This window comes from Actinomadura hibisca NBRC 15177 (assembly GCF_001552635.1).
GTDB classification, from domain to species: domain Bacteria; phylum Actinomycetota; class Actinomycetes; order Streptosporangiales; family Streptosporangiaceae; genus Spirillospora; species Spirillospora hibisca.
On the sequence record NZ_BCRO01000104.1, the window covers coordinates 1 to 20379 of the forward strand.

The following is a 20379-nucleotide window of genomic DNA, read 5'->3' on the forward strand; positions in this document are numbered from 1 at the left end:
CCCAAAGAAACACAGCACTCAGGATGGACGGTTGTGGTCCGCGTCGGTGTCCATCCGCTCCCACGCCGCGTCCCACATCGCGTCGCGCCGCCGGTCGCAGCGGTGGCGCAGCAGCAGGTAGGCCAGCAGCAGCGGGAGGCCCGCCGCCACGGCCGCCGCGCCGCCCGCGTACGCCGCGTCGGTGACGGTCCGGCTGTGCGGGCGCGGGCGCACCGACAGGCGGCCGTCGCGGTCCGCCCAGATCCGCGTCTTCGCGCCGACCTTGGCGTCCTTCCAGGCGGGCAGCGAGCCGGAGCGCGGTTTGCCGTCGGGGCCGGGCCAGGCGACCTGCACGGTCTCGTGCACGTACCGGTCGCCCGCCGAGCCGAACCCGTCGGCGGCGGTGACGGTCGCGGTGACCTGGTGCCGGGTGATGCGCTCGATCCGCTCGGCGCGCGTGCCTGAGTCGTACGCGACGTGCCACGTCCACAGGCCCACGGGCGGCGCGGACAGGAGGAAGAGCAGCAGCAGGCCGAGCGCGACCAGGCGCTGCGCGCGGTCGATCCGGCGGCGCAGCACGCTGCGCTCCAGGCCGAGGCGGCGGCGCAACGTCCGCCGTCGCAGGCGTCCGCGCCGTCCGGTGCCCGATCCGTGGTGCATCGCCGTCACCTCCCCGGGAGAGGGCCACCGGTAAGAGGCTTTTTTGCCATCTTTGTCCAGAATATTCCCGAGATCGGTGGCCTGCCAGTGCTGGAAGCCGGTTGATGGACGTCAGGCGCGGCGCCCGATCGGTGCCGCGCCCGACGTCCCTGCTCAGTCCCCGGCCGCCGCCAGCAGCTCGCCGAACCCCGCCTGGATGCCCTTGCCGAGCACGTCCAGGTCGGGCATCCCGTCGAAGTCGCCGGTGAGGCCGAAGTACAACGTCCCGCAGTACGACACGATCGCCGTCGCCACCCGGATGCCGCCGGTCAGCGGCACGTACGGGTGCAGCTCCAGCACCCGGCGGCCCATCACGTACAGCGGGAAGTCCGGGCCCGGCACGTTGGTGGTGACCGTCTGCACCAGGTCCTGGCGCAGCCGCACCGGGATGCGCGCGCCCAGCGACAGCAGCGCGGGCGCGACGGCGGTATCGGTCAGCCGGGTCAGCGTCTTGGTCCCGGCCGCCTGGTTGCTGCGCTTGACGTCGTCGGTCTGCTCGCGGACGCGGCGCAACCGTTCCAGCGGGTCGGCCACGCCGACCGGCAGGTTCACGAACACCGCCGCGACCCGGTTGTCGAGCGCGCCGCGCTGGTCGGTGGCGCGCACCGACACCGGCACCGCCGACCGCACCACCGTGTCGGGGGTCAGGCCGCCGCGCGCGTTGAGCAGGTCCCGGTACCCGGCGGTGACGGCGGTGAGGACGACGTCGTTGACGGTGCCGCCGAGCGCCTTGCGGACGCGCTTGGCCTCCTCCAGCGGCACGTTCTGCCAGCACCAGCGGCGGTGCGGGCCGATCGGGCCGTTCAACGACCCGGCCGAGCGGCTGGTGAACCGCGCGGTGGTGCGCGACAGGCCGAGCGCGAAGTCGCGCAGCTGCCGCGCCTCGCGCACCGTGCCGAGGCCGCGCACGACGTCCCCGGCCTGCCGCACCGGCTGCGTCACGGTGCGCTGCGCGGTGTCGCGCAGCAGGTCGAAGGTGGACGGCTCGGGTTCGGGCGTCCACTCCGGGAGCGCGCCGGGGGCGCGCGAGGGCGGCTCGTAGTCGGGGGTCAGGTCGAACATGATGGTGGCCAGGTCCATGCCCGCGACGCCGTCCACCATGCAGTGGTGCACCTTGGCGATCATCGCCCAGCGGTCCTCGGCCAGGCCCTCCACCAGCCAGATCTCCCACAGCGGCTTGCCGGGGTCCAGCCGCTGGGCGAGCACGCGGCCGGCGAGGTTGCGCAGCTGCTCGTCGGTGCCCGGCGTCGGCAGCGCGGTGTGCCGGACGTGGTAGAGGATGTTGAAGTGCGGGTCGTCGGCCCAGACCGGGCGGCTCAGGTGCAGCGGCACCGTGCGGACCCGCTGCCGGTAGCGGGGCACCCGGGGCAGTTTGGCGATCACCTGCCGGACGAGGTCGCCGTAGGAGGGGGCGGGCCCCTCGAACACGACCACCGACGCCACGTGCAGGGGGGTGTTCTCGTCCTCCAGGAGGTAGAAGCTGGCGTCCAGTCCGCTCATCCGATGCACGGCCTCACCGTCTTTCTGGTCTTGTCACGGGGGGAGTAGGGGTCGCTCGGAATTCCCGCGGGGGGCGACCGATATAAGCCAACATCACGGGAAGGTCTCTGACAAACGTCCTGACTCGGTGTGGCCATATGTCAGGCGACCACAACCGGTCACGGGCCGGTCGGCGCTCGGTGATCAGTGCTGGGCGGCCAGCTCCACCAGGTCGTCGAAGCCGGTCCGGATGCCCGCGGCCAGCGTCTCCAGGTCGGGCATGCCGTCGAAGTCGCCGGTCAGCCCGAAGGTGAGCCGGCCCCGGTAGGAGAAGATCGCGACGCCGACCTGCATGCCCAGCGCCAGCGGCACGTAGGGGTAGAGGCCGACCAGCTCGCGGCCGAGCACGTACAGCGGGAAGTCGGGGCCCGGCACGTTGGTGACCACGGTCTGCACCAGCGGCTGGCTGGCGCTCAGCGCGTACCGGGAGCCGAGGGCCATCAGCGTCGGCGCGAACCCGGCGAGCTTGGTCAGGGCCTCGCCGCCCGCCGCCTCCTTGGTGCGCTTGACGTCGTCCATCTGCGCGCGGACCTCGAACAGGCGGCGGCGCGGGTCCGGCTCCCCGGCGGGCAGGTTCACCAGCACGCCCGACACCTTGTTGGCCACCTCGCCGCGCTCGGTCTCGGCGCGCACCGACACCGGGACGAGCGCGCGGACGACGGTGGTCTCGTCCAGCTCGCCGCGCCCGTCCAGCACCTCGCGGAAGCCGTTGGACACGGCGGTCAGGATCACGTCGTTGACGGTGCCGCCGAACGCCTTGCGCACGCTCCGGATCTCGTCCAGGTCGGCGTGCGTCCACATCCAGCGGCGGTGCGGGCCGGTCGGGCCGTTCAGCGACCCGGCCGACGGGCGCGCGAGCCGCCCGACCGTGCGCGGCACGTCCACGCCGATCCGCCGCAGGGTGCCGGTGCTGAGCAGGCCGCGGGCGAGGTCGCGGGCGGTGCCGGGGGCCCCGGCCGCGCCGCGCAGCGGCCCGGTGACGCGCTCGCGCACCGACCCGGCCAGCAGCGACACCCCGGACGGCTGGCGCGCGGGCCGGGGCAGCTCGCCCGGGTCGGGCCGCGTCTCGTCGGGGGACAGGTCGAACAGCGAGGTCAGCAGGTCCACGCCGCCGACGCCGTCCACCACGGCGTGGTGCACCTTGGTGATGGCCGCCCACCGGCCGTCGGCCAGGCCCTCCACCAGCCAGATCTCCCACAGCGGCTTGGCGGTGTCCAGGCGCTGCGAGAGCACCCGTCCGGCGAGGTTGCGCAGCTCGTCGGGGCCGCCGGGCTTGGGGACGGCGGTATGGCGGACGTGGTACAGGATGTTGAAGTGCGGGTCGTCCACCCACACCGGCCGGCCCAGATGCAGCGGGACGGTGCGGACCCGCTGCCGGTAGCGGGGGATGTCCGGCAGCTTGGCCAGCACCGCCCGGACCACCTCGCCGTAGGCCGGCGCGGGGCCCTCGAAGATGGTCACCGAGGCGATGTGCAGTGGGGTGTTCTCGGATTCGGCGAAGAAGAAGCCCGAGTCCAGGGGGCCCATGCGCTCGGCGTGCACGCGCGGAGGACCCGCCAGGGGAGCGGCCTCGGGGCTGGTGGTCGTCGGGGTGGTGTCGGTCTGCGCCATGACGCACCGTCCGTGGGGTAGCCGTCCAGGGATCTGTAAGGGCTTCCCGACATGGCTCCGTCCAATCGGACGAAATGCCAATTAGTGCGACGAATCTCGGCCGCGCCGCTCAGCGCGCAGGTCAGGCGATGATCGCTCGGACGCTGCTCGGCTCGGGCGGCGCCCGGCTCAGGCGGCGATCGACTTGGCGCGGCGGCGCGGGCGGCGGCGCGGGGCCGGGACGGCGCGCTCGACGGTGTGCTCGCGCACGAACGCGCCCACCTCGTGGATGGCGGCCAGCCCCTCGGGCACCAGGTCGGCGAAGACCTGGAACACGTGCACCTGCCCCTCCCAGACCTGGAGGCGGCACGGCACCCCGGCGGCGGCGAGGCGCTCGGCCATCAGCTCGGCGTCGGGCAGCAACATCTCGGTCGAGCCCACCTGGATCAGCACCGGCGGCAGCGCCGACAACTCGCCGTTGACCGGCGACACGGTCGGGTCCAGCGGCACGCTGCCCTCGGTGAGCAGGTGCGCGAGCCGCTCCACCCGGCGGGCGGGCAGGTAGGCGTCCAGCTTGGCGTTGGCGTGCGCGATCTTGGCGGTGTGGTCCAGGTCGGTCAGCGGGGCCAGCGCCACCAGCGCGGCGGGGGAGGGCAGTCCCTCGGCCATGGCCTGGAGGGTGGCGGCGAACGCCAGGAACCCGCCGGCCGAGTCGCCCGCGACCACGATGCGCTCGGGCGCGTACCCCTGGTCCAGGAGCCACCGGTAGGCGTGCGCGCAGTCGGCGACCGACACCGCCAGCGGCGCGGCGGGCAGTTGCCGGTAGGCCACCGACAACACCGGCGCGCCGGACGCCGCCGACAGCCGCGCGAGCATCCGGCGGTGGGTGCGCAGCCCGCACGAGAAGAAGCCGCCGCCGTGGAAGTACAGCACCACGCGGTCCCCGTCCGAGCGGGGCGCGCGCACCCACTCGGCCTGGAAGTCGGCGAACGGCACCCGCTCGGTCCGCGCCCAGCGCGGGGCGGGCAGCGCGACGGGGGCGGCCAGGTCGATCGCCAGCGCCGGGCGCAGGCCGACGGGGCTGAGCGGCCACAACGACAGCAGCGGGCCCACGGTCATCCGCAGTCCGCGCGCGGTCAACCGGGCCCGCACCGTGGTGCCGGGGCGCATCTCGATCAGCGGTTGCATCGGCGGCCTTCCGTCGTGACCGCCTGGTGACCAAGCGGTCAGTTGTCCGACCTGGTCAGCGTGCTGTGACGGTGATCACCGTGTCAAGAGATGGCCGGGTGATGAATGTGACGTTTCCGCATCGTTTCGCCCGCTTGGGGCGGCCAGCGCGAGAAGTGCTCCGACGACGCACAGTCCCGCCGTGATCCAGAAGATTTCCTGGTACTCGGTGCGCAACGCGTCCTGGACGGCCGCCTGGTATCGGGCGAGCTCTTTGGTGAATTCGGCCTTGGACATCATGAAGGGCAGCGGCATCTGGAGGTCGGCCGTCAGGGCGTGGAAGCGGTGGAAGCCCCACCCCGACAGCGCCGCGATGCCGAGCAACATCCCCATCATGCGGGCGACCACCACGGCCGCCGACGCGACGCCGTGCCGGGCGGCCGGGACCAGCCGCAACACCGCCGACGACACCGGCGCGATCACCAGGCCCAGCCCGAACCCGGTGAGCACCAGGTCGGTGTCCAGCCGGGGCAGCGGCCCGTAGGAGGCGCCGGCGAGGTCGGCGGGCCACGCGGCGATCAGCAGGTACCCGACCGCCGAGAGCGCCATCCCGGCGACCATGGGCCACCGCTCGCCGACCCGGCGCGCCACCAGGCCGCCGGCCAGGGCCGCGACCGGCAGCGCGACGAGGAAGCGCGTCAGCAGCAGCGCGCCGTCGACGGTGTCCTTCTTCAGCAGCGTCTGGGCGACCAGGACGACGTCCACGAGCGTGACCATCAGCGCCGCGCCCGACAGCAGGCTGACGCCCAGCGTCGCGAGCAGCGGCCCGCGCCGCACCCCGGCCAGGTCGAACAGCCGGGTCCGGGCCTTGATCTCCCAGAGCACGAAGGCCGCCAGCGCCACGAGCCCGGCGGCCACGACGGGCAGCCCCCACGACGGCAGCGCCGACTTCTCCGGATCGGGGTTGTAGAGGCCGCCGACGAGCAGGCCGAGCCCCAGCGCGAGCAGCAACCCGCCCAGCCAGTCCACGCCCTGCTTCTCCAGGCCTGCGGGCCGCCCGCCGGGGACGGTGAGGTGCACCGCGACCATTGCCAGCAACGCGACCGGCACGTTGATCCAGAAGATCCACCGCCAGTCGCCCGCGATCTCCAGCACCGCGACCCCGTACAGCGGCCCGAGCACGCTGCCGAGCTCCTGGGCCGCGCCGACCGCGCCCAGCACCACCGGGCGGCGGTGCGCGTCCCAGAGGTCCCCGGCCAGCGCCATGGTGACCGGCAGCAGCGCGCCGCCCGCCAGGCCCTGCACGACGCGCCCGGCCGTCAGCCACGCCACCGCGTGCTCCTGGTGCTCCAGGGCGGTGAGGACCGACCCGGCCGCGAAGACCAGCAGGCACGCCTGGAGCAGGGGCCGCCGCCCGAACCGGTCCGACAGCTGGCCGAGCAGCGGCATCGCCGCGACGTAGCCGAGCAGGAACCCGGTGAGCACCGGGGTGAGCCGCTCCAGCCGGTTGACCGGGATGCCGAGGTCCTTCACCACCGTGACGACGATCGTGGTGATCACATAGGCGTCTAGGGCGGCCAGCAGCACCACGCCGCCGCCGACCCCGATGGCGACCCGGCGGCGCGCCCCGGCCGCGCTCACGCCGGCGCGCTGATCTTGTAGGGGGCGTCGAACTCGGTGAAGTTGATGATCACCGAGCCCTTGCCGCCCTCGCCGGGCACGTCGCCCCTGACCTTGAGCAGCCGGTGGTCGGCGGTGCTCACCCAGACCTGCCCGTCCAGGTCGCTGGTGATGCCCGGGACCAGCCCACCGAGGGCCGCCTGCGGCAGCTTGACCGCCACGCGGTAGGCGTCCTTGCCGTTGACCTTCTCGGTGGTCTCGGCCTTGGGCGACTGGACCGAGTTGAGCAGGCGGCTGATGCCCCGGTTGGGGTCGAGCACGGCCGACGGGTCGTACAGCGTGGCCGCGACCATCTTGGAGACCTTGCGCCAGCCGCCGGTCACGCCCTTGATGTAGATGCTGTCGCCCACCGCGACGATGTCCATCTGCACCGTCTGCCCGGACTGCTCCAGCTTGAGCGCGCCCTGCGCGTCCCCGCTCTTGAGCAGCTTCATGTCCCCGCCGGAGACGGGGATGGGCGGCTTGTCCTCGGTCGTCAGCGTGAACGCGATGCTCTTCAGCGCCGCCATGGCCTGCGCGGACTGCTTGAGGGTCTGCGCCGGATCGGGCTGCGGCGGCCCGGCCTTCTCGCCGCCGTCCCCCTGGCAGGCGGTGACGACCACGAGCGCCAGCAGCGCCTGTGCGAGCAGAATGAGACGACCTGGGGCTCTACGCATAGGCGGACCCTACCGACCGGTCACCATGCAAGTGAATCGGTACCGGGTATGACCCGGCCCCCTCCACGGTATGAGGGGGCCGCTTTCCCGGTGGCCGCCCGGCGGACCCCGCCGCTAGGATGGCCCACGGCGCGCCCCGGCGGTGACGGTTCAGGTCACCCGGGCAGCCTGGGGCGGTAGCTCAGTTGGTCAGAGCAGCGGACTCATAATCCGCCAGTCGCGGGTTCGAGTCCCGCCCGCCCTACTCCGCGACGGCCCCGCGCCGCCCTGCGCGCGAGGCCGTGGTCAGGCGGGCCACTCCGGCGGGCGCTTCTCCAGGAACGCGGCCATGCCCTCCCGGGCCTCCGGGGTCTGGCTCGCGGCGGCCATCACCTCGATCGCGTAGGCGTAGGCGTCCGCCTCGGGCCGGTCCAGTTGGCCGTACATCGCCTGCTTGCCGAGGGCCTTGCTGCGCGGACCGCCCCGCGTGGCGCGCTGGAGCAGGTCCAGCACGGCCTTGTCCAGCTCGTCGTCCGGCACCGCGTAGTTGATCAGGCCCCACTCGGCGGCGGTGCGCGCGTCCACCCGGTCGCCGGTCAGGGCCAGCTCCATGGCCCGCTTGCGGCCCACGCTGCGGGAGATCGGCACCATCGGCGTGTGGCAGAACCAGCCGCCCTTGCCGCCCGGGGCCGCGAACGCGGCGCTCTCGGCGGCCACCGCCAGATCGCAGCTCGCCACGAGCTGGCAGCCCGCTGCGGTGGCCAGGGCGTGCACCCGCGCGATCACCACCTGGGGCGCGGACTGGATCGTGCGCATCAGCTCGGTGCACGTCTGGAGCAGCGATCGCACGTCGGCGTGGGAGGCCCCGGCCACGTCGCCGAAGTCGTGCCCGGCGGAGAAGACCGGGCCCTCGGCCGCCAGGACCACCCCGCGCGCGTCGGTCGCGGCGACCTCGGCGAACGCCGCCGTCAGTTCTTCCAGGAACGCCCGCGACAACGAGTTCCGCCGCCGTGGCCGGTTCATGGTGATCGTGGTGAACGGGCCGTCGCGCTCGATCAGGACATCGCTCATGCCGCGACGCTATGCCAGGTCCGGGCCGGACGTCACGGTTCGGCCGTGGCCTGTCGTACCCCCGGCGTACGGTAAGCGCGTTAGGGGAAGGGGTCCGGCCTTGAAGCTGCTCACCGCCACCGATGCCACCCAGGGCTACCGCGACAACGACTTCGACTGGTGCGTGGAAGGAGAGCTGGTGCACATCGGCGTGGTGTGCGCCCGCGACCGCGACGATCCCGACGGCGGCTGCGGCTGCGGCCGGGCGTTCGCGGGCCTGAACTCGCACCGCGCCACCACCACCGCCATGGTGCGGGAGATCGAGGGCTTCACCGAGGCCGACTACGTCGAGGCGATCCGCAGCAGCCTGGAGCAGCAGGGCTACGACGCCTCCTACGCCGAGCACGAGGCGGCCGAGCTGCGCATCCTGGTGCGCGACTGGCCGGTGGGGGCGATCGTGGAGCGGCGGCTGGACGAGATCGTGGTGCGGCAGGTGGTGCAGCCGTAATCAGTGATCAAGGGCGCGGGCCGGTCCGGGCCAGCCCGGGTCCAGCCAGGCGGCGATCTCCTCGTCGGTCGGCGGGATCAGGCACCACAACGCCTCCCGCACGTCGGCGCACAGCGGCACGCTCTCGTGCAGCCGCAGCAGCCGGAACATCCGCACGGTGAACGGCCGCGCCCCCACCAGGGCGAGGCCGCCCGGCCCGGGGACGTTCTCGGCGCAGTGCCGGGCCACCGCCGACAGCGCCCGCATCCCGGCGGCGTCCAGGAACGCCAGCTCGGCCAGGTCCACCACCAGCGGGCCGGGGTGGGCGTCGGCGATCTCCTGTAGGCGCCGCCGGACCGGCGCGGACGCCATGCGGTCCAGGGTGCCGCGCAGCAGCACCAGCGTGTGGTGTTCGCGGGGCAGCACGACGATGTCGGCGTCGATCTCCCCTGGCGTGTCCGCCATGACGTCCCCACTCCTCCGGCCGGTGACTCACCAGCATCGCGCGAGCACGCAGGGTTGCCAAGCCTCGCCGCCCGACATTTCGCGATCCCGGGTCAGCCGAAGCAGGCCCGCACCCCGCCCTGGCCCCCGCGCGCGAAGTTGCGCAGCCGCTCGGCGGCGGAGCCGTGGTCGCCGGGCCGGGTCCACGGCACGCCGTCGCCGATCACCCGGAAGGAGTCCACGATCTCCTGCTCGTCGCCCGCCTCGAACTGGAGCGTCCCGTCGTCGGCCGCGCCGTACAGGACGCCGCCCGCCAGGCAGTCGGCCTGGAGTTCGGCGGCGGGGGAGACCAGCTCGCGGCGCAGCCGGTTCTGGACGGCGTGCCCCCACTCGTGCGCGATCACCAGGTACACCCACGCGTCGCCGCGCGGGTAGCCCGAGCGCATGAGGTGGTCGTCCCAGGCGACGAAGTCCCCGGCGGGGCAGTAGACGGCGTTGTCGCGTTCGAGGGGCTTGCCGCCGCACGCCGGGCTGGTCGCGGGGTCGCCGCCCTCGTACAGCCCCACCACGCGGGGCGGCCGGTACTCGCCGGTGAACAGTTGCGGCCAGTGCTTGGCCCAGTAGCCGTTGACGATGTTCTCGGCGGTCCGCAGGTCCTCCTGGAACTCGGCCTCGTCGAAGGACCCGGCGCGGCCGGTGTCCTGCCGGGTGGCGCACGGGGCCTCCCCGCTGGACGCGGGCGCGGACGCGGGCGGGGGAGCCTCGGCGCCGGAGGTCCCCGTCCCCGCTCCGGCCCCGGTCTCGATCTCGCAGGCGCCGCTGAGGGTGAGCGCGGCGCCGAGGATGAGGGCGGTCAACGACCGCCGCGCGTTGTGCATTGCCGTCTCCGTCATGTCCAGGGGTACGCGGCCGCGCCTGCCCTATGCCCGGTCCGGCGGCGAAGAAGACGGGCGAAATCGTGAGAACGCCGATTCCTGGTGGGAACCTGCGCGGTGACCTAGGATCTCGGGAAAAGTTAACGGCTGGCTTCCCCCCCCCGCCCGGAGGGCCGATGACCGAAGAGACCGCGGTGGCCGGTGTCGACACCACCACGCCGAACGTCGCCCGCATGTACGACTTCTACCTGGGCGGCAAGGACAACTACGCCGCCGACCGCGCCGCCGCCCGGGAAGTGCTGAAGTTCGCGCCGCACATCCCCGCCCTCGCCCGCGCCAACCGCGCGTTCCTGCGGCGCGCGGTGCGGCACCTGTGCGCCGCCGGGGTGGACCAGTTCCTCGACATCGGCGCGGGCCTCCCCACCCACGGCAACGTGCACGAGATCGCCCAGGCGGCCGCGCCCGGCAGCCGCGTCGTGTACGTGGACAACGACCCGACGGTGCTGGTGCACGGCCGGGCGCTGCTGGAGGGCGAGGAGGACGCCAAGGTCGTGCCGGGCGACGTGCGCGACGTGCCGGGCCTGCTGGCAGATCCGACGGTGCGCGGGTTGCTCGACTTGTCGCGCCCGGTCGCGGTGCTGATGGTGGCGCTGCTGCACTGCGTCGCCGACGAGGACGACCCGTGGGCGGCGGTCGCGGAGCTGCGCGACGCGCTGCCGCCGGGCAGCCACCTGGTGTTGTCGCACATCTGCGCCAGCGACCACGTGGACCCGGCGCGCGCCGCCGCCGACGTGTACCAGCGGTCCCGGACGACGATGGTGTTGCGGGAGCGGGCGGCGATCGAGCGGTTCATGGACGGCTTCGAGCTGCTGGACCCCGGCCTGGCCGCGCTCGACGACTGGCGGCCCGACGGCGGCGGGAAGCGCGACGACCTGCCCGCCTGGATCCTGTGCGGCGTCGGGCGCAAGCCGTGACGGAGCACGCGGCGGACGGCGGGGCCGGGCACCCGTGTCCGCCGCCTTCCGGCACCTGACGTTCGGCGCTTACAGGCTGCTCGGCATGGACGCGCTGTCGCTGAGCTGGACGGCGTCGGAGCGCCTGGGCCCGTAGGAGCGCATCGTGACCGGCGCGTTCACGACGTCCTCGACCCGGGTGAACGGCTCGTAGACGGGGCGCGCCGCCAGCAGCCGCCGCGTCAGCGCCGCCTGCCGTTCCAGGTCGCCCGGCGGCCCGGTCGGCAGGCGCTCCACGCACTCGCCGTCGATGTCGTAGGCGCGGCATACCAGCAGGTCGTCGCGCGCCTCGGCGACGTCCAGGTGCGTGACGGACACGGCGTCCACCCCGCCCGTCACTTCCAGCGCGTAGCCGAGCGCCACCGCGTCCAGGTGCCCGACCCGGAAGACGCCCTGCCATCGGCCGGTGCCGTTGTGCGGGTCGGGCAGCTCGGCCGTCAGCACCGGGTCCTCGGTGACGAACGGTCCTGGCCCGTGCCGCGTCGCGTAGGCGCGCAGCACGCCGAGCCGGACGGCGCTCTCGCCCGCTTCGGCCAGCAGCGTTTCGGCGTTGGCGAAGGTGGTCGTTGACCAGGTCGTGTACGGGTGGAAGCCGTGCCACTCGTCCAGCAGCACTCCCTGCGCGCCCTCGAACACCACGTTCCCCGCGCGCAGCAGCCCGTGCAGGTGCTCGCCCGGCACGATCCGCACCCGCTCCGCGAACGCGCTGAACGCGTCGGCGCAGTCGGCCACGCTCGGCACCGGTTCGCCGCCGGGGAACTCGCTGAGATACCAGTCGCGCAACCGTGCCAGCCCTCGCCGCAGCCGGGCGGGCGACAGGCAGTCGCCCGCCCGGAGCGCGTCGTCGTGCGCCAGCGCGTACGCGGCGGTCTCGCCCACGCCCATCCCGCACGAGCCGTGCCGGTCCGCGCCGCGCGCGATCTCCCGCGCGCGGTTGGCGGCCCGGTGGTAGGGCGTGGTGAGCAGCGCGCCCTCGTCCACGGTCAGCCGGTCCAGCGCGTCCGGGACGCCGACCGACCGCAGGTGCGCCGCCTCGGCGGCCAGCGCGAGCGGGTCCACCAGCACGAACCGCGACAGGTGCGTCCGCACGCCGGGCGTGAACGTGCCCGACCCGAACTGCGCGAACGTGTGGTGCCGCCCGTCGTCGGCCACCACGTTGTGCGCGGCCTGCGCGCCGCCGTTGAAGCGGACGACCGCCTGGACCGGCTCCGGCCCCCGAGCGCAGAGCCGGTCCACGGTCGCCCCTTTTCCGGCGTCGCCGAACCCGAGGTCGACCACGATCGCGTGTGGCATGGGAGGTGCCGCCGCCCTACAGCCGCGTGGTGGTCGAGGAGCCCGGCCGCAGGTCCAGCGCGGGGGAGTCGGTCGCGACCGGGGCCCGCGCCGAGTCCAGCCGGGCCAGCGCCCGCGACACCGACGGCCCGGCCGCCGAACCCGCCTCGTCCAGGTGCGCGAGGCCCTCCTCCAGGTCGATGGCCTCCTCGCCGAGGCCGATGGTGAGCGCGATCGTCTCGCAGACCGCGTCCAGGTCGTCCAGGTACAGCACGTGCTGGCCGAGCAGGTCCTGCCAGAACTCCCGCAGCCTGGCGTTCCCGGCGTTGTAGGCGCCGGAGGGGATGATGAAGTACACCTGGTAGCGGCGCTGGAGCTCGCGCATGATCTCGGCGACCGGGATGTCCTCGGGGATCCGCTCGCCCAGCACCCGGGCGACCTCGGCGCGCTTCACCTTCGGGTAGGCCAGTTCGTCGCCGATCATGAACAGGTAGCCGCGCCGCCCCCGCCTGTCCAGGCAGTCCAGCGCGGTGTGCCGCGCCATGAAGTACATGGCCAGCTCGTAGGACTCGGTCATCTGGCCGCCGCCCCCGCCCTCCAGCAGGATCTTGCCGAGGTCGTCGTCCATGCGGTTGTCGGCCTCGAACTGGCCGACCTGGAGCGGCGCGCGGTCGCAGGTCGCGTCGCCGATCGCGCCGAACATGATGTGCGGGTGCTCGACGTAGCCCTTGCGCAGCAGCAGCCCGAGCAGGTCGGGCAGCCTGGTCTGGAGCTGGCGCGGCACCCGGCACATCGAGCCGGTCACGTCGAACAGCACCGAGATCGCCAGCGACTCGGGATGGTCGCCCGAGTCGCGGCTCTCCCGCGCCGCGACGCCCTTCGGGTCGAGGTCGGGGTGGACGGCGGTGGCGCCGCTGTCGCTGTGCGCGAACGCGCTCGCGCCGGTGGCGCGGCGGTAGCTCGCGGCGGCGGAGTAGACGTCGGTGGACCAGTGTCCGCTTCCCATGGGGGGTCTCCTCTCAGGAGGTACTGGGCAGGTGGAACGGGCGGAACCTGCGCGGGCCGTAGAGCCGTTCGAGTAGCTCGTCGAACTCGGCCAGCAGCCGCCAGGCGTCGCCGGGCCGCCGCCGCTGCGACGGCAGCAGGCAGCCCTTGGCGAACATCCGCAGCGGCTTGGGCGCGCGGTCGCCCATCAGTTCGGTCATGCAGAGGGTGGCCATGTAGAGGTCGGTCGCGGGGCTCGCGGCCTGGCGTGCGGGGACCTCGGCCGGGTAGCGGTCGGCGTACCGGTCGACCATCGCCGGGACGCGCCCGCTGGGGTCGGTGTGGGCGTAGCAGCCGGGGACCGAGTAGCACCAGTCCACCAGGACGAGGCCGTGCTCGGCGGGGTGGATCAGCACGTGCTCGGGCAGCACCGCGCCGTGCAGGACGCCCGCGCGGTGCGCGAAGCCGAGCGCGACCAGCAGCCGCCGCCACATCCAGGCCGCGTCGCGCGGGTCCAGCCCTTGGGGATAGGCGGCTTTCACCTCGGCCAGGTTGTGGAACCCGTCGAGCGCGGCGATGGCGTTGGCGCGCCGCAGCGCGCCGGTGGCGGGGTCGCGGTGGCGGAAGGTCTCCAGCAGGCGCGGCACGTACGGCAGGAACCGGCCGTCGCCGTCCTTGGGGAGCTGGCGCAGCGCGACCGACTCGCGTTCCAGCAGGTCGTTGTCGGCCGGGTCGCGGGGCAGCTTGACGAGCGCGGCGCGGTCCCGGCCGTCGCGCGCGCCGAACAGGTCGGCGAGGTCGCCGCTCGCGGCCCGGCCCGCCAGGTGGTAGGAGCCGCGCGCGGTCGTGATCGTCCCGGCGTGCCGCCGCGCGTCCCACAACGCGGTCAGCCGGTCGAAGGCGGCGCGGGTGCGGCCGCCGGTGGCGTCGGGGTGCACGAGCCGGGCGAGGCCCCGGTAGGCGCGCGCGGCCTCGGCGTCGTCGTCGCCGAACAGGTCGGCGGGGGTGCGGGCCGCGTCGAGCCGGGCCAGCGCCTCGTCGAGGTTCATCGGATCTCCTCCTCGCGTCCGGGCCGCAGCAGCGCCGGGTGCAGCAGCCTGGCGTCCCCCGCCCGGTAGAGCTTGGGACGCGGCCCGCCGCGCCTGCCGATCCGGTCGGAGGTGGTGCCGGTGCCCTCCACGAAGCCGGGCACCGACAGGACCTTGCGGTGGAAGTTGCCCGCGTGCAGTTCCTCGCCCCACACCGCCTCGTAGACCGCGCGCAGCTCGGGGATCGTGAACTCGGGCGGGCAGAACGCGGTGGCCAGCGGCGTGTACTCCAGCTTGGCGCGGGCGCGCTCCAGGCCGTCGGCGAGGACGCGCGCGTGGTCGAAGGCCAGCTTGCGCGTGGTGCCGGGACGCTGCTCGCCGGATGCGCCGAGGCCGAGCGCGGTGACCGGCGTCCAGGCGGCGTCGTCGGCGTCGCCGCCCGCCTTCGGCTCGGGCAGCTCGGGCGCGAACGCCAGGTAGGCGACGGAGATGACGCGCATCCGGGGGTCGCGGCCGGGCCGCCCGTAGGTGCCGAGCTGCTCCAGGTGCATGCGCTCCAGCGGGCCGTCCCCGGCTTCGAGGCCGGTCTCCTCGGCCAGCTCGCGGACGGCGGCGTCCGGGAGGTCCTCGGCGTCGCGGACGCCGCGCACGAACCCGCCCGGCAGTGCCCACATCCCGGCGAACGGGGGGTGGGCGCGCCGCACCAGCAGCACGTGCAGGGCGCCGTCGCGGATGGTCAGGGCGACCACGTCCACGGTGACCGCCACCGGGTCGTAGTCCCGGGGGTCGTACCCGGCCAGGAAGTCCCGCTCGTCCGCCACGCTGTTCTTCTCCCTCTGAGAAATACTCAACTTGAGAAGAACTTAACGCATGAAGCGGCCCGCGTCCAGCGGGGGACGGGATCAGCGGCGGTGACGGCCGCCGGGATAGGGCGGTTCGGGCTGCTCGGGCGGCGGGGGGTACGCCGGGGGCGGCGGGTGGGGATCGAGCCGGTAGGTGCCGTCGACCTGCGGGGGAGCGGGGCGCGCCGGGGCCTGCGGGTGCGGGGCCTGAGGGTGCGGGGCCGGTGCGTAGGGGACCTCGTCGTACGGGACCTGGTCGTACGGAAGCTGGTCGTACGGAAGCTGGTCGTACGGGATCGGGGCGTGGGGGAGCTGTCCGTGCGGAAGCTGTCCGTGCGGGAGTTGCCCGTGCGGAGCCTGCGCGTGCCCGGCGTGCGGGTGCCCGGGGCGCAGGGGCGCGACCGCGAACGGGTCGGCGGGCGGCGTCTGCTGCGGCCCCGACCGGCGCGGATGCGGATGCGGGTACGGGTAGGGGCCGCTGCCGGGCGGCGGCGCGTCCAGGCGGACGGGCGCGGCCGGGGGATGGTCCAGCAGCAGCCGCATCTGGCTGCGCCGGTGCCCGTAGGCGAAGTACAGCACCAGGCCGCCCGCCATCCAGACCAGGAACCAGCCCCAGGTCTGCACCTTCAGGCTGAGCATCAGCCAGCCGACCGCCGCGATCGTCAGCACGCCCACCACCGGCGCGGCCGGGACGCGGAACGGGCGGTGCAGGTCGGGCTGGTCGCGGCGGAGCATCAGCATCGCGGCCGACACGAACAGGAACGCGAACAGCGTCCCCATCACCACCAGCTGCTCCAGCGTGATGACGTCCACGGTCTGCGACATCACCACCGCCGCGCCGCCCGACACCAGCGTGGCGCGCGAGGGCACCCGGTAGCGGCTCATCCCGGCGATGCCGCGCGGCAGCAGCCCGTCGCGCGACATCGAGAACACCACGCGGGTCAGGCTGATCAGCACCACCAGGATCACGGTGGTCAGCGCGAGCACCGCGCCGATGTCGATGAACTTGCCCATCGACTCGGCGCCCACCTCGTCGAAGGCGTTGGCGAGCGCCGGGGCCGAGGCGTCCAGGTCGGCGTAGGAGACCATGCCCAGCATCGCCACCGCGACCGCCACGTACAGCACGATCGCCACCAGCAGGCTGATCAGGATGCCGCGCGGCACCTTGCGCGGCGCGTCGTCGGTCTCCTCGGCGGCGGTGGAGATCAGGTCGAAGCCGATGTAGGCGAAGGCGATGGCGGGCGCGGCGGCGAGGATGCCCCACAGCCCGAACGCCTCGGGCTGGCCGCCTCCGGCCAGGCCCAGCAGTGTGTCCAGCACCGTGGGGCCGCTGTCGGGGGCGGGCCGCGCGGGCGGGACGAACGGGGTGAGGTTGCCCGGCTCGAAGAACTTCAGCCCGGCGGCGATGACCAGCCCGACCACGATCAGCTTGGCCAGCACCATGAACCACAACGTGCGCAGGCTCATCCGGCCGCCGACCGCCAGCATCACCACCAGCAGCACCAGGATGCCGAGCGCGAGCACGTCGAAGCCCTTGGGCTGGCCGATCACCTCGGCCAGCCAGTCCGGTACCGGGACGCCGAAGTCGCCGAGCGTCTGGGCGGCGTACATCGACCAGACCCGCGCGACCACCGAGGCCGCCAGCAGCAGTTCCAGGACCATCGCCCAGCCGACCACCCACGCCCAGATCTCGCCGAAGGCGACGTAGCTGAAGGAGTAGGCGCTGCCCGCCACCGGGATGATCGACGACAGCTCGGCGTAGGCGAGCGCGGCCAGCAGGCACACCACGCCCGCCACCAGGAAGGACAGGATCACCGCGGGACCGGCGTTGCCGGCCGCCTGCTCGCCGGAGATCTTGAAGATGCCCGAACCGATCATCACGCCCAGGCCGAGCACCACCAGGTCGCGCGTGCGGTAGAGCACGCGGAGCCGGTGGCGGCCGCCGTACAGCTCCCCGGTGGCGCGCTGGACCGGCAGGCGGCGGAACATGGTGTTACGCATGCGGATGTCCCCAGGTCATAGGTGTCCCCTGGCCTGAACCCGCGCCGCTGTTCGCGAGAAGTGGCTGCTTGAAGTCCCTAAGACTTCCCCATGAAAGGGTAAAATCGCAACGAGTTCCCCGATTTTGGCCGACTTCCCGTTCCCGGCGACGGTTTCCCTCGTTCGAGGTGTCCGGCGCGACGCGTTCGGTGCCGCATGTTCGGTCCGGTACGGCCGGGCGCGGGGCCGTCCGGTGCGGCAGACTGGCAGCAGGTCCCCGCTCGCCGACCGCCCGTCCCCCGGAGCCGCGTCCATGAGACACCAGCAAGGTCTTGTCCGGTTCGAGATCGAGTTCCCGCCGGCCACCGAACTGGGCACCGCCCTGGAGCTGCGCGAGGCGCTGCTGAAGGCGGGCGCGGACGCGGCCGAGCCGCTGCGGGTGCGGCAGCCGTGCTCCAGCCGCACCCGGCCCGGCGAGATCGTCGACATCGCGGGCCTGGCGGTGGCGTTCGTCGGCACCGTCGCCGCCGTGGTGGACGTGCTGCGCGGCTGGCTGGCCGAGCGGCGCGACGACGCCGGCGGCGGCATGGTCACCATCAAGGTGGTGATCGACGGCGACCCGGTCGAGATCACCTATCCCGCCACCGGCCGCGAGGACCGCATGGTCCGCGACTTCATCCTGCGCCACAACGGCAACGGCAACACGAACGGCGGCGGCGGCGCGGGGACGGGCGCATGAGCGCCACCGGCGAGGTGACCACCCTCGACGTCCGCGTCACCGCCCTGGGCGCCGACCGGGCCCAGTACGCCTACCGCCTGCTGACCCCCGGCGGCGCGGAGGGCGGCCCGCTGGAGCAGGAGTACTCGGTCGAGGTGCCGCAACACTTCGTCCGCCAGCTCAGCGACCGCATCGACCAGGTCCTCCAGGCCGCGCTGGGCAACGGCGACGACCGCGGCGCCGAGCACCACGCCGAGCTGGCCGAGCACGGCGGCGCGCTCTACCGGGCGCTGTTCCCGCGCGTGCACGGCAGCGTCCCCGACCTGGTGGCGCGGCTGAACGAGGCCACCGGCCCGCTGCTGGTGCGCACCAACGAGATGACCGTGCCGTGGGAGCTGGTCCACGACGGCACCGGCTTCCTCGGCCTCACCCGCGACCTCGGCCGCTTCTCGGTGGTGCAGCGGCGCGTCGTCAAGGGCCGCGCCATCAACGGCATCCGGCGCGCCCTCATCGTCGGCGACCCGCTGGGCGACCTGGCCGCCTCCGCCCAGGAGGCCGAGCACCTGGCGGCCTGGTTGTCCGAGCGCGGCACCGACTGCACGCTGCTGCTGCGCGAGCGCGCCAACCTGGTCGACGTGCAGCGCGAGCTGGCCAACGCCTCCTACGACCTGTTCCACTTCTGCGGGCACGTCGCGCGCGACAACGAGTCCGGCGCGGGGCTGATGCTGCACGGCCGGTCGTTGCTGGACAAGGCGATGCTCCAGGTCATCCCGTCCACCGGGGTGCCGCCGGTGGTGTTCATCAACGGCTGCGACTCGGCCGGGCGGGTCGCCAACCTGTGCGTGGCGTTCATGGCGAGCGGCGCCAAGGCCGTCGTCGGCACCCGCGCCGAGGTCGCCGAGGACGGCGCGCGCCGGTTCGCCGAGGAGTTCTACCAGCGGCTGCTGAGCGACAGCACCGTCGGCCGGGCCGTGCGCGAGGCCCGCGCCGAGCTGATGGACGGCACCGACGCCGCCTGGGCGTCGTTCCTGCTGTACGCCAACCCGGCGGTGCGGATCGGCGGGGCCCCGCCCGACGTGCCGGGCGAGCACCGGCCCAAGTTCGACACCTCGGTGGTCACGATGCTGGGCCTGGCGCTGAACCTGGCCGCCGACCGGCGGCTGCTCACCTCCCAGCACCTGCTGCTCGGCCTGGTCACCATGGACGAGGTGCAGGAGGGCATGGCGGCCCGGGTGGGTCCGGGACGGCTGGCGGCGATCACGCGCGAGCTGCGGCGCGTGGTGGCGGAGATCCCGGTGATGGACCCGCCGCCCGAGCCGGAGGACGCCGACATGTACCCGATCCTGTCCGACACCGTGACCCGGGTGCTCTACGCCGCCGAGGACCGCGCCACCGCCGGGGGCCGCGACATGGTGGGCCTCCAGGACGTGGCGGCGGCGTTCGTCGAGGTCGGCGGCGGCACCGCCACCCGCTCGGTCACCTCCGGCGGCGTGTCGTTGCGGCTGCTGCTCGGCCAGGGCGCCGACGCCGTGGCCGGCGACGCCGTCGAGCCCGCCTCCTCGGCGAACCGGGCCCTCACCAACGGCGGCACCGGGAACGGGGCCGTCCCCGCCGAGCTGTTCTCCGAGCTGTTCAACGGCGACGGCCGCCTGCGCGCCGACCTGTTCGAGACCGGCGCGCTGAACGCGCTGCGCACCGCGCTGCTGGTGTCCCGTTCGCAGGGCACCGTCATCGCCAGCTACAGCGTCCTGCTGGGCTTCGCGATGACCGGCAGCGCGGTGCTGCGCGACGCGCTCGCCGAGCAGGGCGAGACGGGCGAGACGGCGCTGCGCGGGCTCGGCCCGTCCGCCGAGCCGCGCCGCTCGGCCTTCTCCAAGCGCACGCTGACGGCGCTGGAGCGGGCCCGCACCGAGAGCGCCGACGGCAGGATCGGCGAGGCCGCCGTGTTGCGGGCGCTACTCGCCGACCCCTCCTCGGCCGCCCGCGAGTTGCTGACCAAGCTCGGCGTGGACGGCGAGGCCCTCATCGAGGCGCTGCGCCGAGCTGACTGAGCCCCCTCCCCGCCAGCGGGTCGCCGGGGCGGCGCGCGAGCACCAGCTCCCACTGGCGGCGCGCGCCGTCGGCGTCGCCGAGCCGGAGCCCGGCCAGCGCCAGCGCGTTGCGCGCCTCGACGTCGGCCGGGCACCAGTGCACCACGGCGGCGAACAGGTCGCGCGCCTCGGCGGTGCGGCCCTCCCGCGCCGCCGCCAGGCCCCGGTTGAACAGGTGCGCCGCGTACGCCGTGAGGCGGCCGTAGGCCCGGACCGGCGTCCCGCATCCGGCGCAGTCCTCGGCGTCGTAGGGGTTGCCGGTGCCGCAGCGCGGGTCGGGGCACCGCACTGTGAGAACCTCCACGGG

The 20379-nt window shown here is 73.9% G+C and carries 19 protein-coding genes and 1 tRNA gene; 5 read left to right on the top strand and 15 right to left on the bottom strand.

The annotated features are described in order from the left end of the window. Positions 1-18 precede the first annotated feature (18 nt). From AH6_RS36490 to AH6_RS36515, 6 genes are all read right to left on the bottom strand, one after another. Complete coding sequence (locus AH6_RS36490; RefSeq protein WP_067489580.1) at positions 19-639, bottom strand: Rv1733c family protein; 621 nt, start codon at positions 637-639, stop codon at positions 19-21. Positions 640-792: 153 nt separating this feature from the next. After that, the gene (locus tag AH6_RS36495; protein WP_067489583.1) at positions 793-2178 is read right to left on the bottom strand and encodes a WS/DGAT/MGAT family O-acyltransferase; all 1386 of its coding nucleotides are present in this window, start codon (positions 2176-2178) and stop codon (positions 793-795) included. 183 nt (positions 2179-2361) lie between these two features. After that, positions 2362-3828 (bottom strand): WS/DGAT/MGAT family O-acyltransferase, encoded by a 1467-nt coding sequence (locus tag AH6_RS36500; RefSeq protein ID WP_245679627.1) that lies wholly within the window; start codon positions 3826-3828, stop codon positions 2362-2364. Between the two features lie 168 nt (positions 3829-3996). Beyond that, complete coding sequence (locus AH6_RS36505; protein ID WP_067489586.1) at positions 3997-4995, bottom strand: alpha/beta hydrolase; 999 nt, start codon at positions 4993-4995, stop codon at positions 3997-3999. A 75-nt stretch (positions 4996-5070) separates the two neighbouring features. After that, a complete protein-coding gene (locus tag AH6_RS36510; RefSeq protein WP_067489589.1) occupies positions 5071-6615 on the bottom strand; it encodes an MFS transporter in 1545 nt (514 codons plus the stop codon). After that, positions 6612-7310, bottom strand: a complete 699-nt coding sequence (locus tag AH6_RS36515) for an LppX_LprAFG lipoprotein (RefSeq protein ID WP_067489592.1) — start codon at positions 7308-7310, stop codon at positions 6612-6614. The genes AH6_RS36510 and AH6_RS36515 overlap by 4 nt, the downstream gene beginning before the upstream one ends. A gap of 170 nt (positions 7311-7480) precedes the next feature. Here AH6_RS36515 and AH6_RS36520 point away from each other — a divergent pair. Further along, a tRNA-Ile gene (locus tag AH6_RS36520) sits at positions 7481-7554 on the top strand. 41 nt (positions 7555-7595) lie between these two features. Here the strand turns inward: AH6_RS36520 and AH6_RS36525 are convergent. Then, on the bottom strand, positions 7596-8360 hold the full coding sequence (locus AH6_RS36525; protein ID WP_067489595.1) for an enoyl-CoA hydratase-related protein: 765 nt from the start codon (positions 8358-8360) through the stop codon (positions 7596-7598). A 100-nt stretch (positions 8361-8460) separates the two neighbouring features. Between AH6_RS36525 and AH6_RS36530 the strand changes: the two genes are divergently transcribed. After that, positions 8461-8847 (top strand): DUF7715 family protein, encoded by a 387-nt coding sequence (locus AH6_RS36530; protein ID WP_067489598.1) that lies wholly within the window; start codon positions 8461-8463, stop codon positions 8845-8847. On the opposite strand, the gene AH6_RS36535 is transcribed toward AH6_RS36530, so the two are convergent. Both AH6_RS36535 and AH6_RS36540 read right to left on the bottom strand, forming a co-directional pair. Next, on the bottom strand, positions 8848-9291 hold the full coding sequence (locus tag AH6_RS36535) for an STAS domain-containing protein (RefSeq protein WP_067489602.1): 444 nt from the start codon (positions 9289-9291) through the stop codon (positions 8848-8850). A 92-nt stretch (positions 9292-9383) separates the two neighbouring features. After that, on the bottom strand, positions 9384-10163 hold the full coding sequence (locus AH6_RS36540; RefSeq protein ID WP_157431939.1) for a neutral zinc metallopeptidase: 780 nt from the start codon (positions 10161-10163) through the stop codon (positions 9384-9386). A 158-nt stretch (positions 10164-10321) separates the two neighbouring features. Between AH6_RS36540 and AH6_RS36545 the strand changes: the two genes are divergently transcribed. Beyond that, positions 10322-11119, top strand: a complete 798-nt coding sequence (locus AH6_RS36545) for an SAM-dependent methyltransferase (RefSeq protein ID WP_067489607.1) — start codon at positions 10322-10324, stop codon at positions 11117-11119. A gap of 69 nt (positions 11120-11188) precedes the next feature. Here AH6_RS36545 and AH6_RS36550 read toward each other — a convergent pair whose 3' ends face one another. From AH6_RS36550 to AH6_RS36570, 5 genes are all read right to left on the bottom strand, one after another. Continuing rightward, the gene (locus tag AH6_RS36550) at positions 11189-12451 is read right to left on the bottom strand and encodes an adenylosuccinate synthetase (RefSeq protein ID WP_067489609.1); all 1263 of its coding nucleotides are present in this window, start codon (positions 12449-12451) and stop codon (positions 11189-11191) included. Positions 12452-12467: 16 nt separating this feature from the next. Further along, the gene (locus tag AH6_RS36555; protein ID WP_067489612.1) at positions 12468-13436 is read right to left on the bottom strand and encodes a hypothetical protein; all 969 of its coding nucleotides are present in this window, start codon (positions 13434-13436) and stop codon (positions 12468-12470) included. 13 nt (positions 13437-13449) lie between these two features. Further along, positions 13450-14463: a protein kinase family protein gene (locus AH6_RS36560; RefSeq protein WP_067489615.1), complete on the bottom strand. Its 1014-nt coding sequence runs from the start codon at positions 14461-14463 to the stop codon at positions 13450-13452. After that, the gene (locus AH6_RS36565) at positions 14460-15263 is read right to left on the bottom strand and encodes an NUDIX hydrolase (protein WP_067489618.1); all 804 of its coding nucleotides are present in this window, start codon (positions 15261-15263) and stop codon (positions 14460-14462) included. Before AH6_RS36565 ends, AH6_RS36560 begins: the two co-directional genes overlap by 4 nt. A gap of 81 nt (positions 15264-15344) precedes the next feature. Further along, complete coding sequence (locus AH6_RS36570) at positions 15345-17285, bottom strand: APC family permease (RefSeq protein ID WP_067489620.1); 1941 nt, start codon at positions 17283-17285, stop codon at positions 15345-15347. A gap of 292 nt (positions 17286-17577) precedes the next feature. Between AH6_RS36570 and AH6_RS36575 the strand changes: the two genes are divergently transcribed. Further along, a complete protein-coding gene (locus tag AH6_RS36575) occupies positions 17578-18003 on the top strand; it encodes a hypothetical protein (protein ID WP_067489625.1) in 426 nt (141 codons plus the stop codon). Next, positions 18000-20033, top strand: coding sequence for a CHAT domain-containing protein (locus tag AH6_RS36580; RefSeq protein ID WP_067489627.1), 2034 nt, complete (start codon positions 18000-18002; stop codon positions 20031-20033). The genes AH6_RS36575 and AH6_RS36580 overlap by 4 nt, the downstream gene beginning before the upstream one ends. Here the strand turns inward: AH6_RS36580 and AH6_RS36585 are convergent. After that, positions 20005-20376 carry a tetratricopeptide repeat protein gene (locus AH6_RS36585; RefSeq protein WP_157431940.1) on the bottom strand — a complete coding sequence of 124 codons (372 nt, stop codon included), beginning with the start codon at positions 20374-20376 and terminating at the stop codon, positions 20005-20007. The genes AH6_RS36580 and AH6_RS36585 overlap by 29 nt on opposite strands. Positions 20377-20379: the final 3 nt, after the last annotated feature.